Annotated in this window: 20 protein-coding genes; 9 read left to right on the top strand and 11 right to left on the bottom strand. The window is 72.7% G+C overall.

Features of this window, described 5'->3' with window-relative positions:
* Nucleotides 1-44 precede the first annotated feature (44 nt).
* Nucleotides 45-1424 (bottom strand): FAD-dependent oxidoreductase, encoded by a 1380-nt coding sequence (locus tag BXA10_RS20070; RefSeq protein WP_076472022.1) that lies wholly within the window; start codon nucleotides 1422-1424, stop codon nucleotides 45-47.
* A 12-nt stretch (nucleotides 1425-1436) separates the two neighbouring features.
* Nucleotides 1437-2585, bottom strand: coding sequence for a carboxylate-amine ligase (locus BXA10_RS20065; protein WP_076472020.1), 1149 nt, complete (start codon nucleotides 2583-2585; stop codon nucleotides 1437-1439).
* Between the two features lie 250 nt (nucleotides 2586-2835).
* Here BXA10_RS20065 and BXA10_RS20060 point away from each other — a divergent pair, with 250 nt between their 5' ends.
* Together BXA10_RS20060 and BXA10_RS20055 are read left to right on the top strand one after the other, a co-directional pair.
* Nucleotides 2836-3129 (top strand): DUF6412 domain-containing protein, encoded by a 294-nt coding sequence (locus BXA10_RS20060; RefSeq protein ID WP_245828324.1) that lies wholly within the window; start codon nucleotides 2836-2838, stop codon nucleotides 3127-3129.
* Nucleotides 3130-3272: 143 nt separating this feature from the next.
* Nucleotides 3273-4073 (top strand): YidC/Oxa1 family membrane protein insertase, encoded by an 801-nt coding sequence (locus BXA10_RS20055; RefSeq protein WP_076472018.1) that lies wholly within the window; start codon nucleotides 3273-3275, stop codon nucleotides 4071-4073.
* 65 nt (nucleotides 4074-4138) lie between these two features.
* Here the strand turns inward: BXA10_RS20055 and BXA10_RS20050 are convergent, their stop codons facing one another.
* On the bottom strand, nucleotides 4139-4810 hold the full coding sequence (locus BXA10_RS20050; RefSeq protein WP_076472016.1) for a DedA family protein: 672 nt from the start codon (nucleotides 4808-4810) through the stop codon (nucleotides 4139-4141).
* 79 nt (nucleotides 4811-4889) lie between these two features.
* Complete coding sequence (locus BXA10_RS20045; RefSeq protein WP_076472013.1) at nucleotides 4890-5498, bottom strand: DUF1349 domain-containing protein; 609 nt, start codon at nucleotides 5496-5498, stop codon at nucleotides 4890-4892.
* A gap of 69 nt (nucleotides 5499-5567) precedes the next feature.
* On the opposite strand from BXA10_RS20045, the gene BXA10_RS20040 reads away from it, so the two are divergent.
* Entirely contained in the window at nucleotides 5568-7214 is a 1647-nt protein-coding gene (locus BXA10_RS20040; RefSeq protein ID WP_076472011.1) for an alpha-amylase family protein, read from the top strand.
* Nucleotides 7215-7356: 142 nt separating this feature from the next.
* On the opposite strand, the gene BXA10_RS20035 is transcribed toward BXA10_RS20040, so the two are convergent.
* On the bottom strand, nucleotides 7357-11094 hold the full coding sequence (locus BXA10_RS20035) for a S8 family serine peptidase (RefSeq protein WP_217696816.1): 3738 nt from the start codon (nucleotides 11092-11094) through the stop codon (nucleotides 7357-7359).
* Nucleotides 11095-11407: 313 nt separating this feature from the next.
* Between BXA10_RS20035 and fabG the strand changes: the two genes are divergently transcribed.
* Complete coding sequence (gene fabG / locus BXA10_RS20030) at nucleotides 11408-12166, top strand: 3-oxoacyl-ACP reductase FabG (protein WP_076472009.1); 759 nt, start codon at nucleotides 11408-11410, stop codon at nucleotides 12164-12166.
* Nucleotides 12167-12289: 123 nt separating this feature from the next.
* Here fabG and BXA10_RS20025 read toward each other — a convergent pair whose 3' ends face one another.
* Entirely contained in the window at nucleotides 12290-12703 is a 414-nt protein-coding gene (locus BXA10_RS20025; protein WP_076472007.1) for a hypothetical protein, read from the bottom strand.
* Nucleotides 12696-13091, bottom strand: a complete 396-nt coding sequence (locus tag BXA10_RS20020) for a hypothetical protein (protein WP_076472257.1) — start codon at nucleotides 13089-13091, stop codon at nucleotides 12696-12698. Before BXA10_RS20020 ends, BXA10_RS20025 begins: the two co-directional genes overlap by 8 nt.
* A gap of 171 nt (nucleotides 13092-13262) precedes the next feature.
* Between BXA10_RS20020 and BXA10_RS20015 the strand changes: the two genes are divergently transcribed.
* Both BXA10_RS20015 and erm read left to right on the top strand, forming a co-directional pair.
* The gene (locus BXA10_RS20015) at nucleotides 13263-14168 is read left to right on the top strand and encodes a Gfo/Idh/MocA family protein (protein ID WP_175649251.1); all 906 of its coding nucleotides are present in this window, start codon (nucleotides 13263-13265) and stop codon (nucleotides 14166-14168) included.
* Nucleotides 14169-14515: 347 nt separating this feature from the next.
* Nucleotides 14516-15313, top strand: a complete 798-nt coding sequence (erm, locus tag BXA10_RS20010; RefSeq protein ID WP_076472002.1) for an ErmE/ErmH/ErmO/ErmR family 23S rRNA (adenine(2058)-N(6))-methyltransferase — start codon at nucleotides 14516-14518, stop codon at nucleotides 15311-15313.
* 36 nt (nucleotides 15314-15349) lie between these two features.
* Here the strand turns inward: erm and BXA10_RS20005 are convergent, their stop codons facing one another.
* Complete coding sequence (locus BXA10_RS20005) at nucleotides 15350-15541, bottom strand: DUF2795 domain-containing protein (protein ID WP_076472001.1); 192 nt, start codon at nucleotides 15539-15541, stop codon at nucleotides 15350-15352.
* A gap of 144 nt (nucleotides 15542-15685) precedes the next feature.
* Between BXA10_RS20005 and BXA10_RS20000 the strand changes: the two genes are divergently transcribed.
* Nucleotides 15686-16942, top strand: coding sequence for an erythromycin esterase family protein (locus BXA10_RS20000; RefSeq protein WP_076472000.1), 1257 nt, complete (start codon nucleotides 15686-15688; stop codon nucleotides 16940-16942).
* Between the two features lie 56 nt (nucleotides 16943-16998).
* Here BXA10_RS20000 and BXA10_RS19995 read toward each other — a convergent pair whose 3' ends face one another.
* From BXA10_RS19995 to BXA10_RS19985, 3 genes are all read right to left on the bottom strand, one after another.
* On the bottom strand, nucleotides 16999-19188 hold the full coding sequence (locus tag BXA10_RS19995) for an MMPL family transporter (RefSeq protein ID WP_076471998.1): 2190 nt from the start codon (nucleotides 19186-19188) through the stop codon (nucleotides 16999-17001).
* Nucleotides 19188-19760, bottom strand: coding sequence for a TetR/AcrR family transcriptional regulator (locus BXA10_RS19990; protein ID WP_076472254.1), 573 nt, complete (start codon nucleotides 19758-19760; stop codon nucleotides 19188-19190). The genes BXA10_RS19995 and BXA10_RS19990 overlap by 1 nt, the downstream gene beginning before the upstream one ends.
* Nucleotides 19761-19916: 156 nt before the next feature.
* On the bottom strand, nucleotides 19917-20315 hold the full coding sequence (locus BXA10_RS19985; RefSeq protein ID WP_076472252.1) for a winged helix-turn-helix transcriptional regulator: 399 nt from the start codon (nucleotides 20313-20315) through the stop codon (nucleotides 19917-19919).
* Nucleotides 20316-20432: 117 nt separating this feature from the next.
* Between BXA10_RS19985 and BXA10_RS19980 the strand changes: the two genes are divergently transcribed.
* Together BXA10_RS19980 and BXA10_RS19975 are read left to right on the top strand one after the other, a co-directional pair.
* Complete coding sequence (locus tag BXA10_RS19980) at nucleotides 20433-21911, top strand: MFS transporter (RefSeq protein WP_076471995.1); 1479 nt, start codon at nucleotides 20433-20435, stop codon at nucleotides 21909-21911.
* Nucleotides 21912-22060: 149 nt separating this feature from the next.
* Nucleotides 22061-23014 carry a DNA polymerase domain-containing protein gene (locus BXA10_RS19975; protein ID WP_076471993.1) on the top strand — a complete coding sequence of 318 codons (954 nt, stop codon included), beginning with the start codon at nucleotides 22061-22063 and terminating at the stop codon, nucleotides 23012-23014.
* Nucleotides 23015-23032 lie beyond the last annotated feature (18 nt).

Genomic DNA, 23032 nt, shown 5'->3' with positions numbered 1-23032 from the left:
CGCACCCCCGACAAGATCGGGCGGTCGGCGCGGGCCCACGCCGGTTACCGCGAGGGGTGGTGCAGCACGTCGACGGCCTTGCGGGCGGCGATCAACACCGGGTCCCAGACCGGCGCGTACGGGGGTGCGTAGCCGAGGTCGAGGGCCGTCATGTCGTCCACCGTCATGCCGTTCCACAGGGCCGCAGCCAGCGTGTCGATCCGCTTCGCCGCCTCGGACCAGCCCACGATCTGTGCGCCGAGCAGCCGGCCGCTCGGCCGTTCGGCGATCAGCTTGACCGTCATCGGGCGGGTGCCCGGGTAGTAGCCGGCCCGGTTGGTGGACTCGGCGACCACGGAGACGAACTCGAATCCGGCCGCCGAGGCATCCCGCTCCCGTAGGCCGGTGCGTCCCACCTCCAGGTCGCAGACCTTGGTCACCGCCGTGCCGATGATCCCCATGAAGGTGGCGTAGCCGCCGCCGATGTTCGTGCCGGCCACCCGGCCCTGCTTGTTCGCGTGCGTGCCGAGGGGCACGTGCACGGGCATACCGCTGATCCGGTGCAGGCACTCGACGCAGTCGCCGGCCGCCCAGACCCCGGGTAGCCCCGGCACCCGCATCCGCCGGTCCACCCGGATGGCTCCGGACGGCCCGAGCGGTATGCCGGCCGCCTCGGCGAGGCCGGTGTCGGGGCGTACGCCCAGGCCGAGCACCACCACGTCGGCCGGGATCGGACCCTCCTCGGTGACCACCGCGCTCACCCGTCCGTCCCGTTCCTCGATCCCGGTCACACCGATCCCGGTGCGGACGTGCACACCCAACTCGCGCATCGCATCGACGACCAGCTCCGCCATGTCCTCGTCCACCGTGGACATCGGCTGGTCGGCCTTCTCGACCAGGGTCACCGTGAGGCCGCGCTGGAGCATCGCCTCGGCGAGTTCCACCCCGATGTAGCCGCCGCCGACCACCACCGCCCGGCGCGGCCTCGGCTCGCCCTCCAGCCAGTCGATCAGCGCCGCACCATCGTCGAGGGTCTGCATCCCGAACACGCCATGGACGTTCGTCTCCGCCCACGCCGGTCGGATCGGCAGCGCGCCGGTGGCGTACATCAGATCGTCGAAGCGTTCGCGGACCTCGCCGCCACCGACGAGGTCCCGGGCGATCACCTCGCGGCGGTCCAGGTCGATCCCCACCACCTCGTGTCGCATGCGTACGTCGACCTCGAACCGCCGGCGGAACGTCTCCGGGTCGCGGGCGACCAGCTTCTCCGGCCCGTCCACCAGCCCGCTGACCCAGTACGGGATGCCGCAGCTCGAGTACGAGGTGAAGTGTCCCCGCTCGAAGGCGATGATCTCCAACTCGTCCCGGCCGCAGCGGCGCCGCGCCTGGGACGCCGCCGACATCCCGGCGGCGTTCCCACCGATCACGATCAACCGCTGCGCCACGGATTCATCCTGTCACGCTACGTGCGTGCCGCGGGTCTGCCTCGCCACGTCCTGCACCACGTCGGAGAGCTGCCCGGTGCGCGCGAAGACCGCCCGCTGCCGCGCCGCGCCGGTGCCGTGCCGGCGCAACCCGCCGAGCAGGTCGGCCACCTCGGCCCAGTCGCCGTGGCGTTCCAACGCCGGGCGCATCCGCTCGACGAACCGGTCCAGCAGCTCCCACGCCGGTCGGAGCTCGCCGGTGGTCACGTCCACCCCGTCGCCCTCCAGCCCGTCGTGGGCGGCCCGCCAGTGCGCGCCCACCAGCAGGTGATGGTCGGTGCGGAGGGCGGGACGTCCGGCCCCGATGTCCTCGATCGCGGTCGCCACCATCGCCCGGACGAGCGCCGCGACGAGCACGGAGTCGTCGACCGACGGGCAGACGTCCCCGATGCGGATCTCCACGGTCGGATACTTCGCCGACAACCGGGCGTACCAGTAGAGCATCCCCTCGTCGAGCATCACCCCGCTGGCGATCAGTTGGCGGATCAGCCGCTCGTAGTGCTCGTGCGAATCCAGGTACGGCGTGGGCGCGACCGATGGCCAGCGCTCCCACTCCACCGACCGCCAGCTCGCGTAGCCGGTGTCCTCGCTCCGGGCGAACGGGGAGTTCGTGGTCACCGCGTGCAGCGTGGGCAGCCAGGGCCGGACGTGGTTGAGCACCTGGACGCCCATCTCCGGGTCGGGGACGCCGACGTGCACGTGCATGCCGTTGTTGCCGGGACCGGGTACGAGCAGACGGAACCGCTCGATCATCCGATCGAACCGGGGCTTGTCGACCACGGGCGGCACCGGGCCGTCCACCGGCCCGGTGCCGATGGCCAGCAGGCGTACGCCGGCCCGCTCGGCGGCGTCGGCCAGCGCGGAGCGCAGTACCCCGAGCGAGTGCCGGATCGAGCGCAGCTCGAGCCCGGGCGGGCTGCCGATTTCGATCTGGCTGGTCTGGAACTCCCGCTCGACCTGCCCACGCAGCTCCGGCGGCACCTGCTCGAGCACCAGGTCGACGGCGGGCACGGCCGCACCGGTGTGCGGGTCGACGAGCAGGAACTCCTCTTCGACACCCACCGTGAGCAGGTCGGTCCCGTCCGCCGCCCGTTCGGGTGCCTCCGCCAACTGGCCCGTCATGCCATCACCGTCCGTTCCTGCTGGTCGCGGTACGTCCGCGCCGGCTTCGTCCCGGTGGTTACCCAGGGTGGCGAAGGCGGAAAACGCGGCTCGGCGGGTGTGCGGCGTGTCGCACCGGCGTGTCGTCGACGTGCGGACGCCGGCCCGGCCCGTCGGCGCCGCCGCCCGCCGCCGGTGGCCCGAGCACGTGCCCCGGCCGCCGGCGCGCGCCCGGAGCGCGGGGCTTGCGGCCCGGTCCTAGGGTGGCGCCGTGCTCGGGTCGGGGTTCGCGTTGGGGTTGTGGGCGTACGCCTGCACCCAACTCGCCATGCTCGCGGACCAGCCGGCCGGCCTGCTCGCCGGAGCCGCGCTCGGCGCGGCGATGCTGCTGGCCACCCTGCTCGCCGCGCGGGCGCTGCTGCTCGACGTCGCGCCGCACGCCGGCGCGCGCGCCACCGGCCTGCGGGCCCGGTTCCGGTCCCGGCGGGTGCCCCGCCAGCTGGACCCGGACGCGCCCGGGCGACCGCGCCCCCGCGCGCCCGGCCGCCGACCCTCGGCCGCGTAGCGCAGCCGGCCCGTCCGGCCTTCCCACCGGGACCGCTGACGGTTCCGGGACACCCTGCGTGCGCGGCCGATTCCGCAGTCATCCGTTCCGCCCGGGCCTGACAACCCGGTCGGGACCACCCGGAATCGACCGAGGGATCTGCCATGCTCGCTTTCGCGCCCCTGCACGCCACGGTCGGCGTCGCCGGCACCGCGCTCGCCCACCTCACCGCCCTGCTCGAACCGATCGCCGGTGGCGCCGCCACGGCCGCCGCGATCGTGCTCTTCACCGTGGCCGTCCGGCTGCTGATCTCCCCGCTGACCGTCGCGCAGGTCTGCGGGGAGCGGCGTCGTGCGGCGCTCGCGCCCCAGGTCCGCGAGCTCCAGCAGCGGTACGCGAACGACCCGACCCGCCTGCAGAGCGAGATCTTCGCGCTCTACCGGTCGGCCGGTGCCAACCCGGTCGCGGGCTGCCTGCCGATGCTGCTCCAGGCGCCCTTCCTGCTGGTGATGTACCGGCTGTTCAGCACGGCCGAGGGCGGCACCGGGCTGCTCGACGAGCGGCTGGCGGGAGTGTCGCTCGGCCACCACTTCGGCGACGGGCTGGCCGGGGCCGCCGGGCCGCTCTTCGCGCTGCTGCTGACCGCCCTCGCGGTGCTGGCCTGGTTGTCGTCGCGGCGGATGCGCCGCGCCGCAGCCGGGACGGGCGCCGGTACGCCGGTCCCGGTGCCCGCGGGTGGCGGGTCGGCCCGGGATGGCGACGGCGCGGCGGCCGGCTTGCCGGGCGCGGCGCTGCTCGGCCGGCTGCTGCCGCTGCTGCCCTACACGACCGTGCTGGTGGCGCTGGTGCTCCCGCTGGCCGCGGTGCTCTACCTGGTGACCACGACGGCCTGGACGGCGTTGGAGCGGGCGGTGCTGCGCCGGCCCCAGGCAAGCCCCGCGGACACCGCAACAGCCCGACGTTGACGAGTGACTGAGGAGCGCCCGGTGTCCGGCGACGTCGGCCGGGCGCTCCTTCGGCCGGTACGGGCTCAGCCTCCGGCCGTGACCTTCGGACGGTCATCGCGGCCACTGCGGCGGCGGACCTTCTTCACCACCCAGATTGTGATCATGAGCGCGAAGAACGCGAGGATGCCGTAGTCGAACCAGGTGCTGTAGCTCTCGACGTGCTGCCAGCGCGAGCCGAGTGCGTACCCGCCGCCGACGAAGAGCCCGTTCCAGAGGCCGCTGCCGAGCGTGGTCAGCACGACGAACTGCACCAGGGGCATCCGGTTCGTCCCGGCGGGGATCGAGACGAGGCTGCGCACCACCGGCATCATCCGGCCGAAGAAGACCGCCCACCGGCCGTACCGCTCGAACCACCTGTCGGCGCGTTCCAGGTCGTCCAGGTCGACCAGAGGCAGCCGGTCCAGCCAACGCTTCAACCGGTCCTCGCCGACCGCGGCGCCCACCCAGTAGAGGATCAGCGCACCCAGCAGCGAGCCGGCGGTGGCGGCGAGCGTCACCACGAGTACGTTGAACCGTCCCTCGCCGGCCAGGAAGCCGGCCATCGCCAGGACGATCTCGCTGGGGATCGGCGGAATGACGCTCTCCAGGGCCACGAGCAGCGCGACGCCGAGGACGCCCATCGCGTCGATGACGCCGGCCACCCAGCCGGTCAACCCGCCGAGCTGGGTCGGGTCGACGTCCTGGGCGCTCGCCATGGTCGATCCTTTCCGCTACGGGAGGGGATCGCTTCCTGTACCCGCCGACGGGGGCGCCACACCTCGGGGCCGCGCCCCGTCACTCCTCCGGGTGCAGAGCCGCGTCGGCCGGCCCCTGACGCCAACCGGTGAACCGGACCACCAGCCCGCCCCGGGTCGGCGAGCAGCAGAACGGGCCGGCGCTCACCTCGGCCTCGGGCGGGAGCGGGGCGAGCCGCACCAGCCGCCACGGCTCCCCGGCCACCCGGGCCCGTACGGTGAGCGCGTCGCCCGCGCGGCTGGCCCGCACGGTCACCTCGCGCCCGGCCCACTCCGGCACCGGAGCGACCGACCAGTCCGACAGTTCCCGGGTAACCACCGCGCCGACCTGTGGCTGACCGTCACTGACCTCCACCCCGGCCTTGATCCAGTTCCGCTCGTCGACCCGGACCAGCACGCCGGCCTGGTCGAACTGCTCGGTCCACTCCAACCGGAAGCTCACCTCGACGGCCGTGCCGGGGGGCAACGGGGCGAGCAGCGCCGGAGCGTCGTCGTGCACGAAGCCGTAGCTGGTGTGCCGCCAGAGGTCGGTGCCGGCGGTCGGCTCCACCACGAGCTCACCCTCCGGCGTACGGTCCGCGCGGACCGGCTGGTGCAGCCAACTGCCGGTGGACCAGTCGACCGGTTCGGTGTGGGATGCGTCGCGCATGATCGGCACGCTACCCGCGGGAGAGCGAACCGGTTTGCCCGGGCGGCGGATCGGAAAAGATGAACGGGCATGGGCGACAGGTGGTACTCCGAGGCGGTCGTCTACTGCCTCGACATCGACACGTACGCGGACTCCGACGGCGACGGAGTCGGTGACATCCCGGGACTCATCGGCCGGCTCGACTACCTCGCCCGGCTCGGCGTGACCTGTCTCTGGCTGCACCCGATCCACCCGTCACCGAACCGGGACGACGGGTACGACGCCACCGACTTCTACAACGTGGACCCGCGCTTCGGCACCCTCGGCGACTTCGCCGAGCTGCTGCACCAGGCCGGCAACCGAGGCATTCGCGTGATCATCGACCTGGTGGTCAACCACACCTCCGACGAGCACCCGTGGTTCCAGTCCGCCCGATCCTCGCCGGACTCGCCGTACCGGGACTGGTTCGTCTGGTCCGAGCAGGAGCCGCCCGACCGTCGGCAGGGCATGGTCTTCCCCGGTGAGCAGAAGGAGACGTGGAGCTACGACCGGACGGCCAAAGCGTGGTACTACCACCGGTTCTACCGGTTCCAGCCCGACCTCAACATGGCGAACCCGGCGGTACGCGCCGAGGTCAAGAAGATCATGTCGTTCTGGCTCCAGCTCGGCGTCTCCGGGTTCCGGATGGATGCGGTCCCGTTCATCATCGAGCTCACCGAGCCGGGCAACCCGAACTCGCCGAAGGACCTGGACTTCCTCACCGACCTGCGTCAGCACGTCCAGTGGCGCCGGGGCGACGCGATCCTGCTGGCCGAGGCGAACGTCGAACCGGACCAGCTGCCGGTCTACTTCGGCGACGGGGGCGGCTCGGCGAACCGGCTGCACATGCTCTTCGACTTCATGCTCAACGGCCGCCTGATGCTCGCCCTGGCCCGGCAGGACCCGGAGCCGGTGATCGAGGCGCTGCGCGACACACCCCTGCTTCCGACGGGCGCTCAGTGGGCCACCTTCCTGCGCAACCACGACGAGATCGACCTGTCCCGGCTGACCGCCGAGCAACGGAACCAGGTCTACGCGCGGTTCGGGCCGGACGAGCACATGCGCCTCTACAACCGGGGCATCCGTCGCCGGCTGGCGCCCATGCTCGGCAACGACCGGCGGTGGATCGAGCTGGCGTACGCGTTGCAGTTCTCGCTGCGCGGCACGCCGGTGCTGCGCTACGGCGAGGAGATCGGAATGGGGGAGGACCTGTCCCTGCCCGGCCGGCAGGCGATCCGTACCCCGATGCAGTGGTCCTTCAAGGAGAACGCCGGCTTCTCCACCGCCGAGCCGGACAAACTGATCCGGCCGGTCATCGACAAGGGTGAGTACGGCTACGAGAAGGTCAACGTCACCGCCCAGCGTCGTGACCCGAGGTCGTTGCTCGCCTGGTTCGAGCGGATGATCCGTACCCTGCGTGAGGCCCCGGAGATCGGGTCCGGCTCGACCACCCACATCGACGTGCCGATGCCACCCGGTGTCCTCGCCCACCGGGCCGACGGACCGACCGGCACCATGGTCTTCCTGCACAACCTCGGCACCGACGACGTCGAGGTGGACCTCAGCCTGCTCCAGCCGGAGGCGGACCAACCGATCGACGTGCTGACCGACCGTGGCTACGGCGAGGTGGGAAAGTTGGAGCGCCTCCAACTGGCCGGTCACGGCTACCGCTGGATCCGGCTGCGTCGAGGCCACTGACCCCGGCCGGTCCGCACCGGAATGGACGGCCCCGACCCTCGCCGCCCGGCGGGATTCAGCGGGCTGCGGGCCGGGACGACCGGCGGAAAGCCACGGGGGCCACGGCACACGCCGTGACCCCCGGGTTCGTACCGTCAGGCGGTCAGCGCAGCCCGAAGGCGCGGATGACGGTCTGGTCGACCGCGTTGCCCGAGCCGTCCGCGGCACCGGCCCGCAGCGACACGTACGACGCACCCTTCGGCGCCTTCAGCTTCGCCGTCCAGGAACCGTCCTTCGTCCGGGTCAACGACTGCTTCTGCCAGTGCGCGCCGTCGTCGTACGAGACCTCCAACCGGACCGCCCCGACGTCGCCGCCGCCCGTGACGCCGGGCAGGTGCGCGGCGGAGACGGTCAGGGCGGTGTCGCGCCTCGCGGTGCCGGCGGTGTCGGTGTCGACCGCATAGTCGAGCTGCAGCAGCGGCAGCACGCTCGACTCCACGCCGGCGGCCGGCGCCTTCGACCGGAAACGCCACTGCGTCTCGGTCTTCGCCGAGTACCGGCTCCCGTTCGGGTCCTGGGTGGTACGGACCACCAGCCGGTACGGCAACTCGCCCGCGCTCGGCGCCGTGCCGCTGATCCAGGTGGTGGTCTCCTCCGCGAGACGCGTGTCGCCCTGGTAGAGCTCGTTGACCTGGGTGGCGTCGTTCATCGCCATGCCGACGTGGTCGTCGCCGCCCCAACCGGGCACGTCGATGTCGAGGGTGTCGCCGGAGCGGGTGGGCAGGGTCCAGTTGTTGTTGAGGTGCGGCCGCGCGATCGGCTCGAAGAACTGCTCCTTCCCGCGGCTGCCCGCCCGGTAGCTGGTCCTGCTGTCGACCTGGTAGTTGTCGAAGCCGATGTACGCCTCCTGGCCCCACTCGTACAGGTCGCTGCCCGTGGACACCCAGTCGGTGCGGACCGGGGCGAGCGGTCGGTCGCTGGTCCGGCCGATGCCCCAGTTCGAGTACGACGGCCAGTCGAACCGGAACTCGCCACCCCGGCTCTGCGTCGACGGGAAGGCGAAGCCGACGTCGATCCGGGCCAGGCTCCGGGTCGTCTCAGTCCGGGTCAGCTCGGCCGGGATCCGGTTGTGGTACGCCTGGACCAGGTCGTACACGTAGTCGGCGACGGGCTTGGAGGTCACGTCGACCGTCGTCGCCCCGCGCTGGATCTGCTCGATCAGTGCCTCGCCCTCGTCCATGCCGAGCAGCGCCACCTCGAAGGGGGCCGGCTGGTTCCACTCGATCGAGTAGTCGCGCACCTCGCGCCACGGGTAGTCGTTGACGACGAGCATCATCTTCGCGCCGGCGGCGCTCGCCGCGGCGGCCTGCTCGAAGTCGAGGACGTCGTCGTTGTGCCGGACCACGACCACCTTGCCGCGTGCGTCGAGCTTGGTGTAGTCGCTCGGCGCGCCGTTGCCCGCGTACACGGCGGGCAGGCTCCATCGGCCCTCCGGGAGCTGGGTGGTGCCCCGCTGGCGGACCACGTCGTCGAAGTCGACGGTCCCGGTGCCGACGCTGAGCACCGGCTGCTCCTTGCGCCAGCGAGCGCCGACGTAGAAGTCGCCGTGCTCGACGTCGTCCTCGGTCGGTGCGGCCCAGAAGCTGTCGTAGTAGACGTCGCCCTCGATGAACGAGCGCCACCGGCCCTCGCCCTGCGACCGCTGGTAGTCAAACCGGGTGTACGTGTCGGCGGCCTGCTGCGGCACCCGCGACTCGACTTGGCGGACGGCGGTGCCGTCCAGCCGGACCACGGTGTCCTCGCGCAGGTCGATGTCGGGGTCACCGAGCAGGGCCACGCCCAACGAGTTCGGCCCGTGGCTACCGGTGACGTTCAGGAAGCTCATCGCCGAGTAGACGCCCTCGGGCACGTGGAGCTGCGCGATGCCGTTGTCGTCGGTGGTGATGAAGTCCGGTTCGTAGCTGCCCACCCGGCCCAACTCGATCAGCCCGGGGACCGGCTTGCCGGCCCGGTCGGTCACCTCCAGCCGCAGCCAGTGGTACGGGACGTACGTGCCCACGGAGATCGCCGTGCGGGTCAGCGTGGCCCGGTCCGGCCCGGTGGCGGTGATCTGCCCGGTGTACCGGCTGCCGGTGGCGGCGCGGGTGGTGTCCGTGGTGAGGGTGACCGTGGCGGTGCCGTTGGCGGGTACGGTCACCTGCGCCGCGGAGAGGCGGAACAGCCCGGTCGGCGCCGTCGGGGCGTCGACCGCGAGGTCCAGCGTGATCGCCTGCGCGGTGGTGTTGGTGTAGGTGACCGGATGAGTGCTGTCGCCCCCACTCGCGGTGTCCGCGCCGATGGCGGTGTGGACGGTGCCGGTGGCGACGACCGGCGCCTTCGTGGCGGCGGCGATGTCGACCCGGCCGGTGCCGGCCTGGTACGCGGTGTACTGCGGGGTGGGCCGGGTGGTGCTCACCAGGGCGTCCTTCAGCTGCTGGCCGGTCCAGTCCGGGTGCTTCGCGGCGAGCAGGGCGGCGGCCCCGGCCACGTGCGGCGTGGCCATCGAGGTGCCGTCCATGGTCGTGTAGAGGCCCTCACCGTCCATGTACTGCGAGCGGGCGGCGAGGATGCCGACGCCGGGCGCGGTCAGCTCCGGCTTGATGGCGTCGTCGCCGCCCCGCGGCCCCTGGCTGGAGAATTGGGCGAGCTTGTCGTCGGCGTCGACCGCGCCGACGGTCAGCGCCGCGTCCGCGGAGCCGGGGGCGGAGACGGTGCCCGCTCCGCCGTCGTTGCCGGCGGCGACGACGAAGAGGGCGTTGGTCTCGGCGCTCAGCGAGTTCACCGCGAGGCAGAGCAGTTCCTCGCCGTTGCTGGGCTGGCCCGCCCCGAGGCTCATGTTGATGATCCGTGCGTGGGCTTCCCGGGTAGCCCACTCCATGCCGGCGATGATCCAGGAGTCCTGCCCGGAGCCCTTGTCGTCGAGCACCTTGCCGATGACGAGCCGGGCGTCGGGGGCGACGCCCTTCTCCGCGCCCTCGGACGCGGCGCCGGTGCCGGCGATGGTCGAGGCGACGTGGGTGCCGTGCCCGACCCGGTCGGCCATCTGCGCACCGGGGACGAACACGGCCGACTCGGTGATCCGGTCGGCCAGGTCCGGGTGGGCGGCGTCGACGCCGGTGTCCAGCACCGCCACGCGTACGCCTTCGCCGGTGTCGCCGCCGGCCCACACGTCGGGGGCGCCGATCTGCGCGGTGCTGTCGGCGAGGTCCGCGCGCACCCGCCCGTCCAGCCAGATCTTCGCGATCCCGCCGCCGAAGCGTCCGGCGCCGCCGCTCGTGGTGGACTTCGCGGTGTGGGCGGTGCCGGTCACCGCGGCCCAGAAGTCGTCGGCCCGGTCGCGGTCCTCCTGCAGGGCCGCGCCGGCGATGCTGCTCAGCGTGCGGGTGCGCGTCGCGCCGGCCGGGGAGGCGGAGGCGCGCAGCCCGGTCTCGGCGTCGGCGTACGACACGATCAGTGGCAGGTGGTCGGAGTGCGCGTCGTCGTACTCGTCGGCGATCAGTTGGGTGATGTTGAACAGTCGCTTGTCGAGGGTGTTCGCGGCCACGTAGGGGAGCACGGACTGCGGGTAGACGTACAGGTCGTCGCCGGCCTCCACCACGCGCACCGGCGTGCGGGCCCCGTCGGGACTCCGCACGTCGAGCGTGCCGCCGTTCGGGGTGCGCCGGGTTGTCACCACGTCACCGGTGATGAGAGTGACCGAGTGGGCGCCGGGAGGGGTGGGCAGGTCGGCCGCGCGCGGGGATGTGGTGCCGGGATCGGCCGGCGAGCCGGGGGCGGCCAGGGCGGGTGCGCCACCGGTCGCCGCGAGGGCCGCGGAGACCACGGCGGCCAGCCAGCCTCCACGGGTACGCGAGATCGTCACGTGATGTCGTTCCTTGCTTCGTCGTCCGCTCCGGTCGCTGCGGGCACGCCGGCGGAGTGTCTTGATGCCGGTACGGGCACAGCAGGGCGGGGCGTTTCTGTCGGGGGACGGCAGGTCACGCTACGCGGGAAAGATCATCCAGTACATAGGTGGGACTCGCTGGGCGGCGGCGCGGGTCGGTGGTCGTCGGTGCGGCAGCGCCAGCGCCCGCCGGTCCGTCCCGGCGACGAGCAGCGGCGTTTCTCGGCCTGACGCCCGAGGGCGGGCGGGGGTTAAGCTCCTTCGATCGAGCCCAAGTTACCGGGAGGTAAGCATGTCGGAGGAGCTCCGCGTCGCCATCGTCACCGGAGCCGCGCGTGGTATCGGCGCGGCCACCGCACGCCGGCTCGCCACCGACGGCATGGCCGTCGCCGTGGTCGACATCGAGGAGTCGGCTACGAAGGAGACGGTCGACGCGATCGTGGCAGCCGGCGGTCGTGCGCTCGGCGTTGGTGCGGATGTCGCGGACCGGGGCCAGGTTAAGGCGGCCGTGGATCGGGTCGCCGCCGAGCTGGGACCGCCGACCGTGCTGGTCAACAACGCCGGAGTGCTCCGGGACAACCTGCTGTTCAAGATGTCCGACGCCGACTGGGACACGGTGATGGGCGTGCACCTGCGCGGTGCCTTCCTGTTCAGCCAGGCCGCCCAGCGGCACATGGTCGAACGCAGGTGGGGCCGGATCGTCAACCTCTCCAGCACCTCAGCGCTGGGCAACCGTGGCCAGGCCAACTACTCGGCCGCGAAGGCCGGGCTGCAGGGCCTCACCAAGACCCTCGCCATCGAACTGGGCCCGTTCGGCGTCACCGTCAACGCCGTCGCACCCGGGTTCATCGTCACCGACATGACCGCGGCGACCGCCGCCCGGATGAAGGTGGACTTCGCCGAGCTGCAGAAGCACGCGATCGCGGAGATCCCGGTACGCCGGGTGGGCCGTCCCGAGGACGTCGCCCACACCATCTCGTTCCTCGTCGGCGAGGCCTCGTCATTCGTCTCCGGCCAGGTCATCTACGTAGCCGGCGGCCCCAAAGCCTGAACGCCACCCCCCACCACCCTCACCCCGCAACGCGAATGGCCACTCTTGCCGTGAAAGAGTGGCCACTCCGCTCGCCAAGGCCACTCTTTCCGTGAAAGAGGCCGATCGAGGGGTGGGGGTGGGTCAGCGGGTGGGGCGGGTGCGGTGGAGCCAGAAGAGGCCGAGTAGGGGCAGGAGCAGCGGGATGTAGCCGTAGCCACTGCCGAACTGCGACCAGACGGTCTCGTCCGGGAAAAGATCCTTGTCAGCCAGGCTGAGGATGCCGACCACCACCACGCCGACCAGCTCCACGGAACAGCACACCAGGGCCAGCCGGCGGCCGGCGTGACCGGCCCGGGCCAGCCCGATCGCCGCCACGATGTAGATCAGCGCGGCCACCGCGGAGAGCGCGTACGCCACCGGCGCCTCGTCGAACTTCGTGATGATCTGGAGCAGTGCCCGGGAGGTCGCCGCGATCGCGAAGAGGATGTAGACGGCGATCAGCAGCCGGCCGGGACCCCGGTTCGTGGTACGCCGCGGCGTAGCCGTGTCAACCACCGAGTACCTCCCAGGTCTGCTGTAGCCGGACCACGACGACCGGGGTCACCAGGCAGACCGCGCAGACGATCGCCGAACCCCAGCGGGTCGGCTCCATCCGGGCCAGCACCGCCGCCAGTGGTGGCAGGCAGACCAGCGTCACCAGATAGCCGAAGAAGGCACCCGGCTCGCCCGGTCGGTCACCTCCGGCGATGGCGACCAGGGCCACCACCGCCAGCGCGAGCAGCAGCAGCTCCAGCACGCCCAATCCGATCAGCTGCCAGCGGTCCGGCGGCCGGTTGCGCGTCGCGGACACCAGGCTCCAGACCGCGAGCAGGAGCGACAGCACGATCGACGCGGTGGCGAGGAGCCCGTCCACCGGCGATCCCGTCGCGGCGGCGACGGTCATCGGGACCACCTCGGTCCATGGCTCGGTCACCGGCACAGCCTACTAATCGCCGTAGTAACGGCTGCTCGACCCCGCCCCGACCTGCCCCCGCGGCCGCGCGGGCCGGATCGGGCGACTAGCGTGGATCACGGCCGCGGCCTTGCCGCGGGGATGACTAGGGCGGGGGTTCACGTGCTGCGATTCGGTTTGTTCGGCACCGGTCACTGGGCGGCGGAGACGCACGGGGCGGCGCTCGACGCGCACCCGCGCACCGAGTTGGCCGGGGTGTGGGGGCGGAACCCGGAGCGGGCCGCAGCGCTGGCCGACCGGTACGGCGTACCGGCCTTCGACGATGTCGATGCCTTGATCGAGGCGTGCGACGCGGCGGCCGTCGCCCTGCCGCCGGACATCCAGGCGGACATCGCGACCCGAGCGGCCGCCGCCGGACGGCACCTGCTGCTGGACAAGCCGCTGTCGCTGAGCCTCGCCGACGCCGACCGGGTGGTGGAGGCCGCGCAGTCCGCCGGGGTCGCCTCGGTGGTCTTCTTCACCCAGCGCTTCCAGCCGAACGTGGCCGCCTTCGTCGCGTCCACCGCCGCGGCCGGCGGCTGGCAGCACGCGAAGACGATCATGTTCTCCTCGATCTACCAGCCGGGCAGCCCGTACGGCGCGTCCCAGTGGCGGCGGGACCACGGCGCGCTCTGGGACGTCGGCCCGCACGCCCTGTCGATCATCCTGCCGGTGCTGGGGCGGGTCGAGAAGGTGGCCGCGGTGGACGGGCCGGACGGCCTCGTGCACCTGCTGCTCACCCACGCCGGCGGCGCGACCAGCAGCGCCTCGCTGACGCTGGACGCCCCGCCCGAGGCGGTGACCCGCGAGTTCGTCTTCTACGGCGAGAGCGGCATCGAAACCGTGCCGAACGGGCAGTACGAGCCGCATGTCGCCTTCGGGGTGGCGATCGACCAGTTGCTCGAGGAGATCGCCGCGGGTACCCGCGACCACCGTTGCGACGTGCGCTTCGGCCGGGAGGTGGTGGCCGTGCTGGCCGCCGCCGAGACCGCCCGCGCCGAGTCCCGTACGGTCAGCGTTCCCGCCTGAGCGCAGTCGTCGGGGCCCTTGTCGGACGCGACGCGTCCGGCAGGACAGCACTGCTCCCTGCGGTAATTCGGTGGTGGAGCGGGATCGCACGAGTTAGCGTGCGGCCATGTTCACGCACGCCCTGATCCAGGTGGTCGGCACGCCGGCCGCCCGGGGCCCCCTGTTGGTGTCCCGTCCGCGAGTCCGGCGTCCGGCCCTGGTGGGCCGGGACGCGACCCGCCTCTGACGCAGGGCGCATTCCCGCGCCACTCTCCAGGGCCGTCCGAGTCCCCATCCACTCGGACAGGCCCCGCTCCGGGCTGCCTGTCCGCTCGTCGCCGCAAGGGCGACAGACAGGACGACGACACGTGGCGCCCCGCCGTACCCGAGCAACCGAACGCGACCGGAACCGTCGCGTACTTTCGCAGAACTTCCTCGCCGATCCGACCGCCATCGCTCGGGTCGTCCGGTCGGCCGCCCCCGACCCGGCCGGCCTCGTGCTGGAGGTCGGCGCCGGTCGAGGCCAGCTGACCCGTCCGCTCGCCGCCCGGTGCGGGCGGCTCGTGGCGTACGAGGTCGACCCCGCCGCCGGAGCCGAACTGGCCGCCGTCTGCGCCGAACTGCCGAACGTCCGGCACCGGCAGACCGACTTCCTCACCGCCGAGCCGCCCGGCGAGCCGTTCACGGTGGTCGGCAACATTCCCTGGTCGCTGACCTCGGCGGTGGTCCGCTGGTGCCTGGCCGCCCCGCAGTTGCGCGCCGCGACGCTGCTCACCCAACTGGAGTACGCGCGCCGGCGCAGTGGCGACTACGGCCGCTGGTCCCGGCTCACCGTGCTGACCTGGCCGGAGTTCTCCTGGCGGCTCGCCGGGCGGCTGTCGCGTACGGCGTTCCGTCCGGTGCCCACTGTGGACGCCGGCATCCTGCGGATCGAACGGCGGCCGGAGCCGCTGGTCGCGCCGGCCGGGCTGCCCGCGTACCGCCGGATGGTGGAGTTGGGGTTCGGCGGCACCGGTGGCTCGCTCGCGGCCTCGTTGAGACGGCGGTACCCGCCGGGTCGGGTGTCGGCGGCGCTGCGAGCCACCCGGCTGGACCCGAGCACCCCGGTCGGTTACGTCTGGCCGGAGCAGTGGCTGGTGCTGTTTCGCCTCCTGCACGCACGCTGAGGCCGCCCGCCCGCCGGCCGGGCCGACCACCGCGGGTCAGGCCAGCGTGCCGAGCGTCTCGTGCAGCTCGGCGGGTGAGTCGAACTGCTCGGCCGGCAGGGCCCGCAGCATCTGCAACATCTCCGTGCTGGCCCCGTTCTCCTGCCCCCAGCGGATCAGGTCCTCGCGGGAGACCGGGTAGTCGAGCCCGGCCAGGAGCTCCTGCCACTGCACCCCGGTGACGGTCATGTCCGGCGGCTACCCGTTCAGCGGGCCGGCACACCGCCGTGCCGGCCGCTGAGCGGGACGGTGCGCCGGCGGGCCGCGCGCGGCCGCCCGCCGTACCTCGGCGCACCGCCGGTTTGCCCGCCGACCCGCCGGGTAGCCGCTGGCATGCTGGTTCAGCGGCTCGGCGCGCCGAGCGACTTCAACCCCCTGCTGGAGCGCGTCCGGGACGCCCGGATAGTGATGATCGGCGAAGCCACCCACGGAACTCACGACTTCTACCGGCTCCGGGAGCAGCTCACCCGGCGACTCATCGCGGAGTGCGGGTTCTCATTCGTGGCCGTCGAGGGGGACTGGCCGGACTGCGACCGGGTGCACCGTTCGGTCACCGCTGCGCCCGGTGGGATCCTCGAGCCGTTGGTCGCGCTCGAGCGGTTCGAGCGCTGGCCCACCTGGATGTGGGCGAACGCCGAGGTCGCGCGTTTCTCCGGCTGGTTGCGAGCCTGGAACGCGCAGCGGCCGGAGGGGCAGCGGGCCGGCTTCCACGGGCTGGACGTCTACAGCTTGTGGGAGTCGATGCAGGCGATCTTCGACTACCTGGGTGAGGAGGACCCGGCGGGGCTGGAGGTCGCACAGGACGCGTACCGCTGTTTCGAGCCGTACGGCAGGCGCCCCGAGGAGTACGGCATCGCGAGCCGGTTCGTCTCCTCCCGGTGCGAGGAGGAGGTGGTCCGGTTGCTGGCCCGTACGCGGGAGCAGGCGCTCGCCGACGGCCCGGACCGCTTCTCGGCCTGGCAGAACGCCGAGGTGGTGGCCGGCGCCGAGCGGTACTACCGGGCGATGGTGGCCGGCGGCCCGGAGTCCTGGAACATCCGGGACATCCACATGCAGGACACCCTGGACCGACTGCTCGACCGGTACGGCCGGGGCGCGCGGGGTGTGGTGTGGGCGCACAACACGCACGTGGGCGACGCGCGGGCCACCGACATGACGGCGGAGGGAATGGTCAACATCGGGCAGTTGGCCCGGGAACGGCACGGTGCCGACGCGGTGGTCCTGGTCGGCTTCGGCTGTTACCAGGGCGCCGTGATCGCCGCGCCGCGCTGGGGCTCACCGGCCGAGGCGATGGTGGTGCCACCGGCCCGGCCCGGTTCGATCGAGCGGCGGTTGCACGAGTTGATGCCGGAGCGGGCGGTGCTCGTCTTCGGCGGCGGCGACCAACCCGGGTGGGCCACCGACACCGCCGACCATCGGGCGATCGGGGTGGTCTACGACCCGACCTTCGAGTCGTGGGGCAACTACGTGCCGACCCGGCTGGGCGAGCGGTATGACGCCTTCATCTGGTGCGACGACACCACGGCGCTGCACCCACTGCCGGCGGTCAGCACCACCGGCGAGCTGGAGACCTACCCCGCCGGGGTGTGACCGGCCCACCGGCCGACACCAGCCGGCGCCGTCGCGACGCCGGCTGGACCGCGGGCTCAGCCAGGACGGCCGACCGAGGCGGGCTCGCGGTCGGCCAGGTGGGCCCGGAGACCCTCACCCTCGATGTCGACGTTCGGCAGCGCCCGCCCGAGCCACTTCGGCAGCCACCAGGCGCGACTGCCCAGCAGCGACATCACCGCCGGCACGATGGTCATCCGGACCACGAAGGCGTCGATGGCCACACCGACGGCGAGCGCGAAGCCGATCGATTTGATCACCGGGTCGTGGAGGAAGAAGACGAAGCCACCGAAGACCGAGATCATGATCAGCGCGGCCGCGGTGACCACGCGTGCGCCGTGCCCCATACCGTTGATCGTCGCCTGCTGCGCGGTGTCACCGTGCACGAAGTCCTCCCGCATGCGGGAGACGAGGAAGACCTCGTAGTCCATGGCCAGGCCGAACAGGATGCCGATCAACAGGATCGGCAGGAAGCTGATCAGCGGCCCCGGGGTGTCGAGGCCGACCAGGTCGGCGAGGTGGCCCTGCTGGAAGACCCCGACCGTGATGCCGAAGGTCGCCGCTACGGTGAGCAGGAAGCCCAGCGCGGCCTTGACCGGCACCAGCAGCGAGCGGAAGACCAGCATCAGCAGCAGGACGGAGAGCCCGACGACCAGCACCAGGTAGATCGGGAGCGCGTCGGCGAGCTTCTCCGAGACGTCGATGCCGATCGCGGTGGCGCCGGTCAGCAGCACGTCCACGTCCTGGATTCCGCCGACCGCGTGCCTGATGTCGTGCACCAGCGTCTCCGTGGCGGCGTCGGTGGGCCCGGTCTTCGGTACCACGCCGAGCAGGGCCGTGCGCCCGTCGGGGCTGAGCTGCGGCGGGGCCACCGCGAGCACGTCGTCGGTGCGCTGGACCAGGGCGGTGACCTGCGGTACGGCGGCCGCCGTGGCCTGCGGCGTGTCACCGGCCACCACCACGGCCAGCCGGCCGGTGAAGCCCGGGCCGAAACCCTCGGTGATCAGGTCGTTCGATACCCGGGCCGGTGAGCCGCCCGCGGCCGTGCCGGCGTCCGGCAGGGCGAGCCGCATGTCAGAGGTGGGGACGGCGAGCAGTCCCAGGCCGAGCAGCCCGACCAGGATCACCGGTACGCGGAGCCGGGTGACCAGCCGGGCCCAGCGGAACCCGAAACCGGAGCGGGCGGGGGCCGGCGTGCCGTCGACCGGCGTGGCGCCGCGCAGGCGTCGGGGGAGCACCTTGCGGCCGGCGAAACCGAGCAGCGCCGGCTGGAGGGTGATCGCGACGAGCACCGCCACGGTGACCGTGCCCGCCGCGGCGAGACCCATGACGGTCAGGAACGGGATGTCGACCACGGCCAGCCCCGCCAGCGCGATCACCACCGTCGCCCCGGCGAAGACGACGGCGGAACCCGCCGTGCCGACGGCGCGGCCGACGGCCTCGTCCGGTGGCAGCCCGTCGAGCAGGTTCTGCCGGTGGCGGGACGTGATGAACAGCGAGTAGTCGATACCTACCGCGAGGCCGAGCATCAGCGCGAGGATCGGCGCGGTGCTGGTCAGCTCGACGGTGCTGCTGAGCGCGAAGAGCCCGGCCATGCCGACGGCGACGCCGATCAGGGCGTTGAGCATGGTCATCCCGGCCGCCACCAGCGAACCGAACGTGACGACCAGGACGACCGCTGCCACCGCCACACCGATCGCCTCGGTCGAACCCACCTCCGGTTCGCCGCCCAGCACCTCGCCGCCGGGGGCCACCTGCCAGCCCTGCGCCTCGGCGCTCGCGCCGACCTTCTCGTACGCGGCGCGCTGCGCGTCGTCCACCTCGTCGGCGCCACCGGCGAACTGCACCTGGACCAGGGCGTACTGGCCGTCGGGGGAGACCGCGCCGACGGCGAGCGGGTCGACCGCGCCGACCACGCCCGGTACGGCGGTCGCCTCCTGGATGATCTCCTTGACCACGGCCTGCCCCTGCGGCGTGGCCAGCTGGCCGTCCGCGGGTGCCTTCACCGCGATCGTCCCGGTGGCGCCGCTGGCGGCCGGGAACTGCTGGGAGAGCAGGTCGAGGGCCCGCTGGGATTCGGTGCCGGGCATGGTGAAGTTGCTCGCCGTCGGGCCGCGCAGGAACGCGGCGGCCAGGCCGAGGCCGACGAGCACGACGAGCCAGATCGCGACGACGAGTCGCCGCCGACGCAACGAGCCCCGGCCGAGCCGGTAGAGCAGGGTCGCCATCAGGTTTCCTTGTCCTGGGTCGGGTGTTCAGGTACGGGTTCGAGAGCTCGCCGGGCGAGCGCGAGCAGCGCGGGACGCAGTTCGGCGTCGGGCATGTCGACGAACTCCGCGCACGTCTCGGAGATGCCGGCGAGCAGCACCAGCGCCGCGACCTGCGCGGCCGGTCGGTCGGTGTTGCCGGCGAGGGCGTCCCGCAGCCGCTCGGAGATCCGCTGGATGTGCGCGAACTCCGGTTGCCGCAGCAGCTCGGGGAACTCGCCACGGATGAGGGCGATCTCCCGCCGGAAACGCACCGCGAGGTCGACGAACCCGTCGGCCGCGGTCTGCTGCGCCGCGCGACCGGTCAACCCGGTGAGGGCGGCGTCGAGCGCCTGGAGCTCCGTGATGGCCGGCGCCATCAGTTCGGTGAGCAGAGCTTCCTTGTTCGCGAAGTGGTAGAGCACGGTGGCCTTCGAGCAACCCACCTCGGTGGCGATGTCCTGGAGCGAAGTGCCCCGGTAGCCGGTCGCCGCGAAGCGGCGCGTCGCCGCTGCCAGGATCTCCCCGCGGGTCTCCGGTTCCGCCCGTCGCATGCCGGTCACCTCCGTTGACCAGCATGCCTGACCGATCGGTCAGACCCTGACCGATCGGTCAGACGAAAACCGTGGCCTTCCCCACAGCCGCCGTGGGTTCGCTCGGAGGACGGCGTGGCGGCGTCCGGCCGGGCTCCGGGAGGCAGGTCCGGCGGCTCAGACCGGCCCGTGCTCCCGGTCGTACGCGATACGGGCGGCGGAGATCGCCCCCCGGTGCCGTTCCGCCCAGTTGGTCAGCCCGACCAGGTACTCGTAGAGCTCCAGCGCGATCGGGGTGGCGGTGTACTCGACCTTGGGTGGCACGGTCGGGTGGACCCGGCGGACCAGTAGGCCGTCTCGTTCCAGGTTGCGCAGCGTCAGAGTGAGCATCCGGCGGCTGATCCCCTCGATCTGCCGCTCCAGCTCGGTGAAGCGCACCGGGCCGTGCGAGGCGGCCACCAGGACGCCGATGCTCCACTTGCCGCCCACCCGGTCGAGCACCTCGCGGACGGTGCAGGCCTTGGCCTGCCCCGGTGTGAACGGCGCCACTGCCTCGCCGTCGCAGTCCACAGGCATGTCCAGCTGTACGGACACATCGGTGTTCCTCTGGGACACAACAGTGCCTCCTTCCGCTCCGGCTCATGGTCACAGACGATGGCCTCGGTAACAAACCGTGCACCATGGAGGCGTCCGATGACTTCCCGTACCGACCGGTCCCGGTGGCCCGCGCTGCTCGTGCTCTGCGCCGGCAGCCTCATGATCATTCTTGACGGCAACATCGTGGCGGTGGCGCTGCCCACCATTCAGCGCGAACTCGGCTTCACTCCGACCGGCCTGGCCTGGGTGGTCAACGCGTACCTGGTCGCCTTCGGCGGTCTGCTGCTGCTCGCCGGCCGCCTCGGCGACCTGCTCGGCCGACGGTCGGTCTTCCTCGCCGGGGTCGCCCTCTTCACCCTGGCCTCGCTGCTCTGCGCCGCCGCCACCGGCCCGGCGGTGCTGATCGGTGCCCGCTTTCTCCAAGGCGTCGGCGGCGCCCTCACCATGGCGGTCAGCCTCGGCATGATCGTCCGGCTCTACCCGGAGCCGGCTGCGCGGGCCCGGGCCATCGGGGTCTTCAGCTTCACCGGGGCGGCCGGCGCGTCGCTCGGCACGGTGGCCGGGGGCGTGCTCACCGACCTCGCCGGATGGCGGTCCATCTTCCTCATCAACCTGCCGATCGGCCTGGCGATCGTGCTCGCCGCCGTACGCCGGATCGCCGCCGACCGCGGGGTGGGGCTGCGGGCCGGGCTCGACCTGCCCGGCGCGGTGCTGGCCACCGCCGGCCTGATGGTGGCGGTGCTGGCGATAGTCGGCACCGGTGAGCACGGCTGGACCTCGGCCCGCACGGCCGGATCGGCCGCCGCGGCGGCCGCGCTGCTCGGTGCGTTCGCGCTGCGCCAGCGGTCCGCGGCCGTCCCACTGCTGCCACCCCGGGTCCTGCGCACGCCCGGCCTGGTCGCCGCGAACGCGGTCCAGTTCCTCGCAGTGGCGGCGTTCTTCGGTTTCCAGTTCCTGCTGGCGCTCGACGTCCAGTTGGTGCTCGGGTTCGACGCCGCCACCACCGGCCTGGCCTTCCTCCCCACCCCCGTCGTCATCGCGGCCGTCTCGCTCGGCGCCGCCGGCCGGCTCATCGCCCGGTACGGCGTGCGGACCGTCCTGGTCACCGGGCTCACGCTGGCGCTGGTCGGGTTCCTGCTGCTGGCCCGGCTGCCGGCCGACGGCGGTTACCTGGCCGACGTGCTCCCTGCGCTCCTGGTCTTCGGGGTGGCCGGTGGCCTGACGCTGCCGGCGGTGACCACGGCCGCCATGGGGGCGGCAGCCGACGGCGACGCCGGACTCGCCTCCGGGCTGACCAACACCACCCAGCAGATCGGCGGCGCGTTCGGTCTGGCCACACTCGCCACCCTGGCCGCCGGCCGGACCGCCGGCCTGCGGGCCCAGGGCTGGGACGAGGCGGCCGCGCTGGCCGCCGGCTACCGAGGCGCGTTCGCCGTGGCCGCCGGGCTGGTCGCCGCCGCCACGCTGGTCGCCGCAGCCACCCTGCGCCCCCGGCCCGCCCCGGCCCCGGCGTCAACTGCCGGCGACCGGCCCTCAGCGGTGGGCGACCGGCCCTCAGCGGTGGGCGGCCGCTGATCGACTCGGGTTGCGGTGCGGTCGGGGTGGGCGAGTCAGCAGGTCGGCTCGACTCCAGTGAAGTCGGTCCGGTCGCGCGACCCCGATCGCTGTGACACGTCCCGTCGTGTCCGGTTGACCGCCGCCCCGCCGACCGGGAAGGTGGGCTGATGGGAGCGGCGGAGGAGACCCGGGACGGGGTGTCGCTGACCAACCTGGATCAGCCGCTCGTCGACGGGGCCAGCAAGCGCGACCTGGTCGACTACCTCGACGGGGTCAGCGAACGGATCCTCCCGCAGCTGCGGGACCGGCCGCTGTCGGTGATCCGGGCGCTGCGCGGGCAGGCGCCGTTCATGCAGAAGAACCTGCCGAAGTACACCCCGGAGTGGGTGCGGCGGGTGTCGGTCTGGGCGGAGGCGTCGCAGCGGGAGGTGTCGTACGCGCTCTGCGACGACCGCCGGACGCTGCTCTGGTTCGCCAACCAGCGGGCCGTCGAGTACCACCCGACGCTGGCCCGGGCGGGCCGGCTCGACCGTCCCACCCACATGGTGCTCGACCTCGACCCGCCGGAGGGGGACTCGTTCCCCTCGGCGGTGGCAGCCGCGCTGCTGGTACGGCAGGCGCTCACCGATTCCGGTCTGGTCGGCGCGGTGAAGACCAGCGGCGCCAAGGGGGTGCACGTCTTCGTGCCGGTCGAGGCCGGCGCCGACGCGGAGGAGCTTGCGGCCGCCACCCGGGCGCTCGCGGCCCGCGCCGAGCGGCTGGACCCGGCGCTGGCCACGACCGCCTTCATCCGCGAGGACCGGGGCGGCCGGGTCTTCGTCGACTCCACCCGGGCGGGCGGGGCCACCGTCGTGGCCGCGTACAGCCCGCGGCTGCGACCGGGACTGCCGGTCTCCTTCCCCGTCGACTGGGCCGCCCTGCCGGACGTCACGCCGGGCGACTTCACCGTGCGTACCGTCCCGGGGCTGGTCGCCGAACGAGATCCGTGGCTCGACCTGATGCCGGAACCGCAGGTGCTCCCGGCCGAGCTGGTCGAGGAGGGGCGGGCCATCCCGATCGCCCGCGTGCAGGCGATGCACGAGGGCAAGCGCCGGGCCCGTGCCCGGCGTCAGACGGGCTGACGCCGGGCACCCGCCGGC

It is taken from the genome of Micromonospora avicenniae, from assembly GCF_900156065.1.
In the GTDB taxonomy this organism is placed as follows: domain Bacteria; phylum Actinomycetota; class Actinomycetes; order Mycobacteriales; family Micromonosporaceae; genus Micromonospora; species Micromonospora avicenniae.
This window is presented reverse-complemented; position numbering and strand designations above follow the sequence as displayed.

Bases quoted from the DNA above. Each gene is read 5' to 3' on its own strand.
- BXA10_RS19980 (WP_076471995.1), top strand. From the start codon at position 20,433: ATGACTTCCCGTACCGACCGGTCCCGGTGGCCCGCGCTGCTCGTGCTC.
- BXA10_RS19990 (WP_076472254.1), bottom strand. From the start codon at position 19,760: ATGCGACGGGCGGAACCGGAGACCCGCGGGGAGATCCTGGCAGCGGCG.
- BXA10_RS20050 (WP_076472016.1), bottom strand. From the start codon at position 4,810: ATGGCGAGCGCCCAGGACGTCGACCCGACCCAGCTCGGCGGGTTGACC.
- BXA10_RS19975 (WP_076471993.1), top strand. From the start codon at position 22,061: ATGGGAGCGGCGGAGGAGACCCGGGACGGGGTGTCGCTGACCAACCTG.
- BXA10_RS20065 (WP_076472020.1), bottom strand. From the start codon at position 2,585: ATGACGGGCCAGTTGGCGGAGGCACCCGAACGGGCGGCGGACGGGACC.
- BXA10_RS20005 (WP_076472001.1), bottom strand. From the start codon at position 15,541: ATGACCGTCACCGGGGTGCAGTGGCAGGAGCTCCTGGCCGGGCTCGAC.
- BXA10_RS20045 (WP_076472013.1), bottom strand. From the start codon at position 5,498: ATGCGCGACGCATCCCACACCGAACCGGTCGACTGGTCCACCGGCAGT.
- fabG (WP_076472009.1), top strand. From the start codon at position 11,408: ATGTCGGAGGAGCTCCGCGTCGCCATCGTCACCGGAGCCGCGCGTGGT.
- BXA10_RS20020 (WP_076472257.1), bottom strand. From the start codon at position 13,091: ATGACCGTCGCCGCCGCGACGGGATCGCCGGTGGACGGGCTCCTCGCC.
- BXA10_RS20055 (WP_076472018.1), top strand. From the start codon at position 3,273: ATGCTCGCTTTCGCGCCCCTGCACGCCACGGTCGGCGTCGCCGGCACC.
- BXA10_RS20040 (WP_076472011.1), top strand. From the start codon at position 5,568: ATGGGCGACAGGTGGTACTCCGAGGCGGTCGTCTACTGCCTCGACATC.
- BXA10_RS19995 (WP_076471998.1), bottom strand. From the start codon at position 19,188: ATGGCGACCCTGCTCTACCGGCTCGGCCGGGGCTCGTTGCGTCGGCGG.
- BXA10_RS20000 (WP_076472000.1), top strand. From the start codon at position 15,686: ATGCTGGTTCAGCGGCTCGGCGCGCCGAGCGACTTCAACCCCCTGCTG.
- BXA10_RS19985 (WP_076472252.1), bottom strand. From the start codon at position 20,315: ATGCCTGTGGACTGCGACGGCGAGGCAGTGGCGCCGTTCACACCGGGG.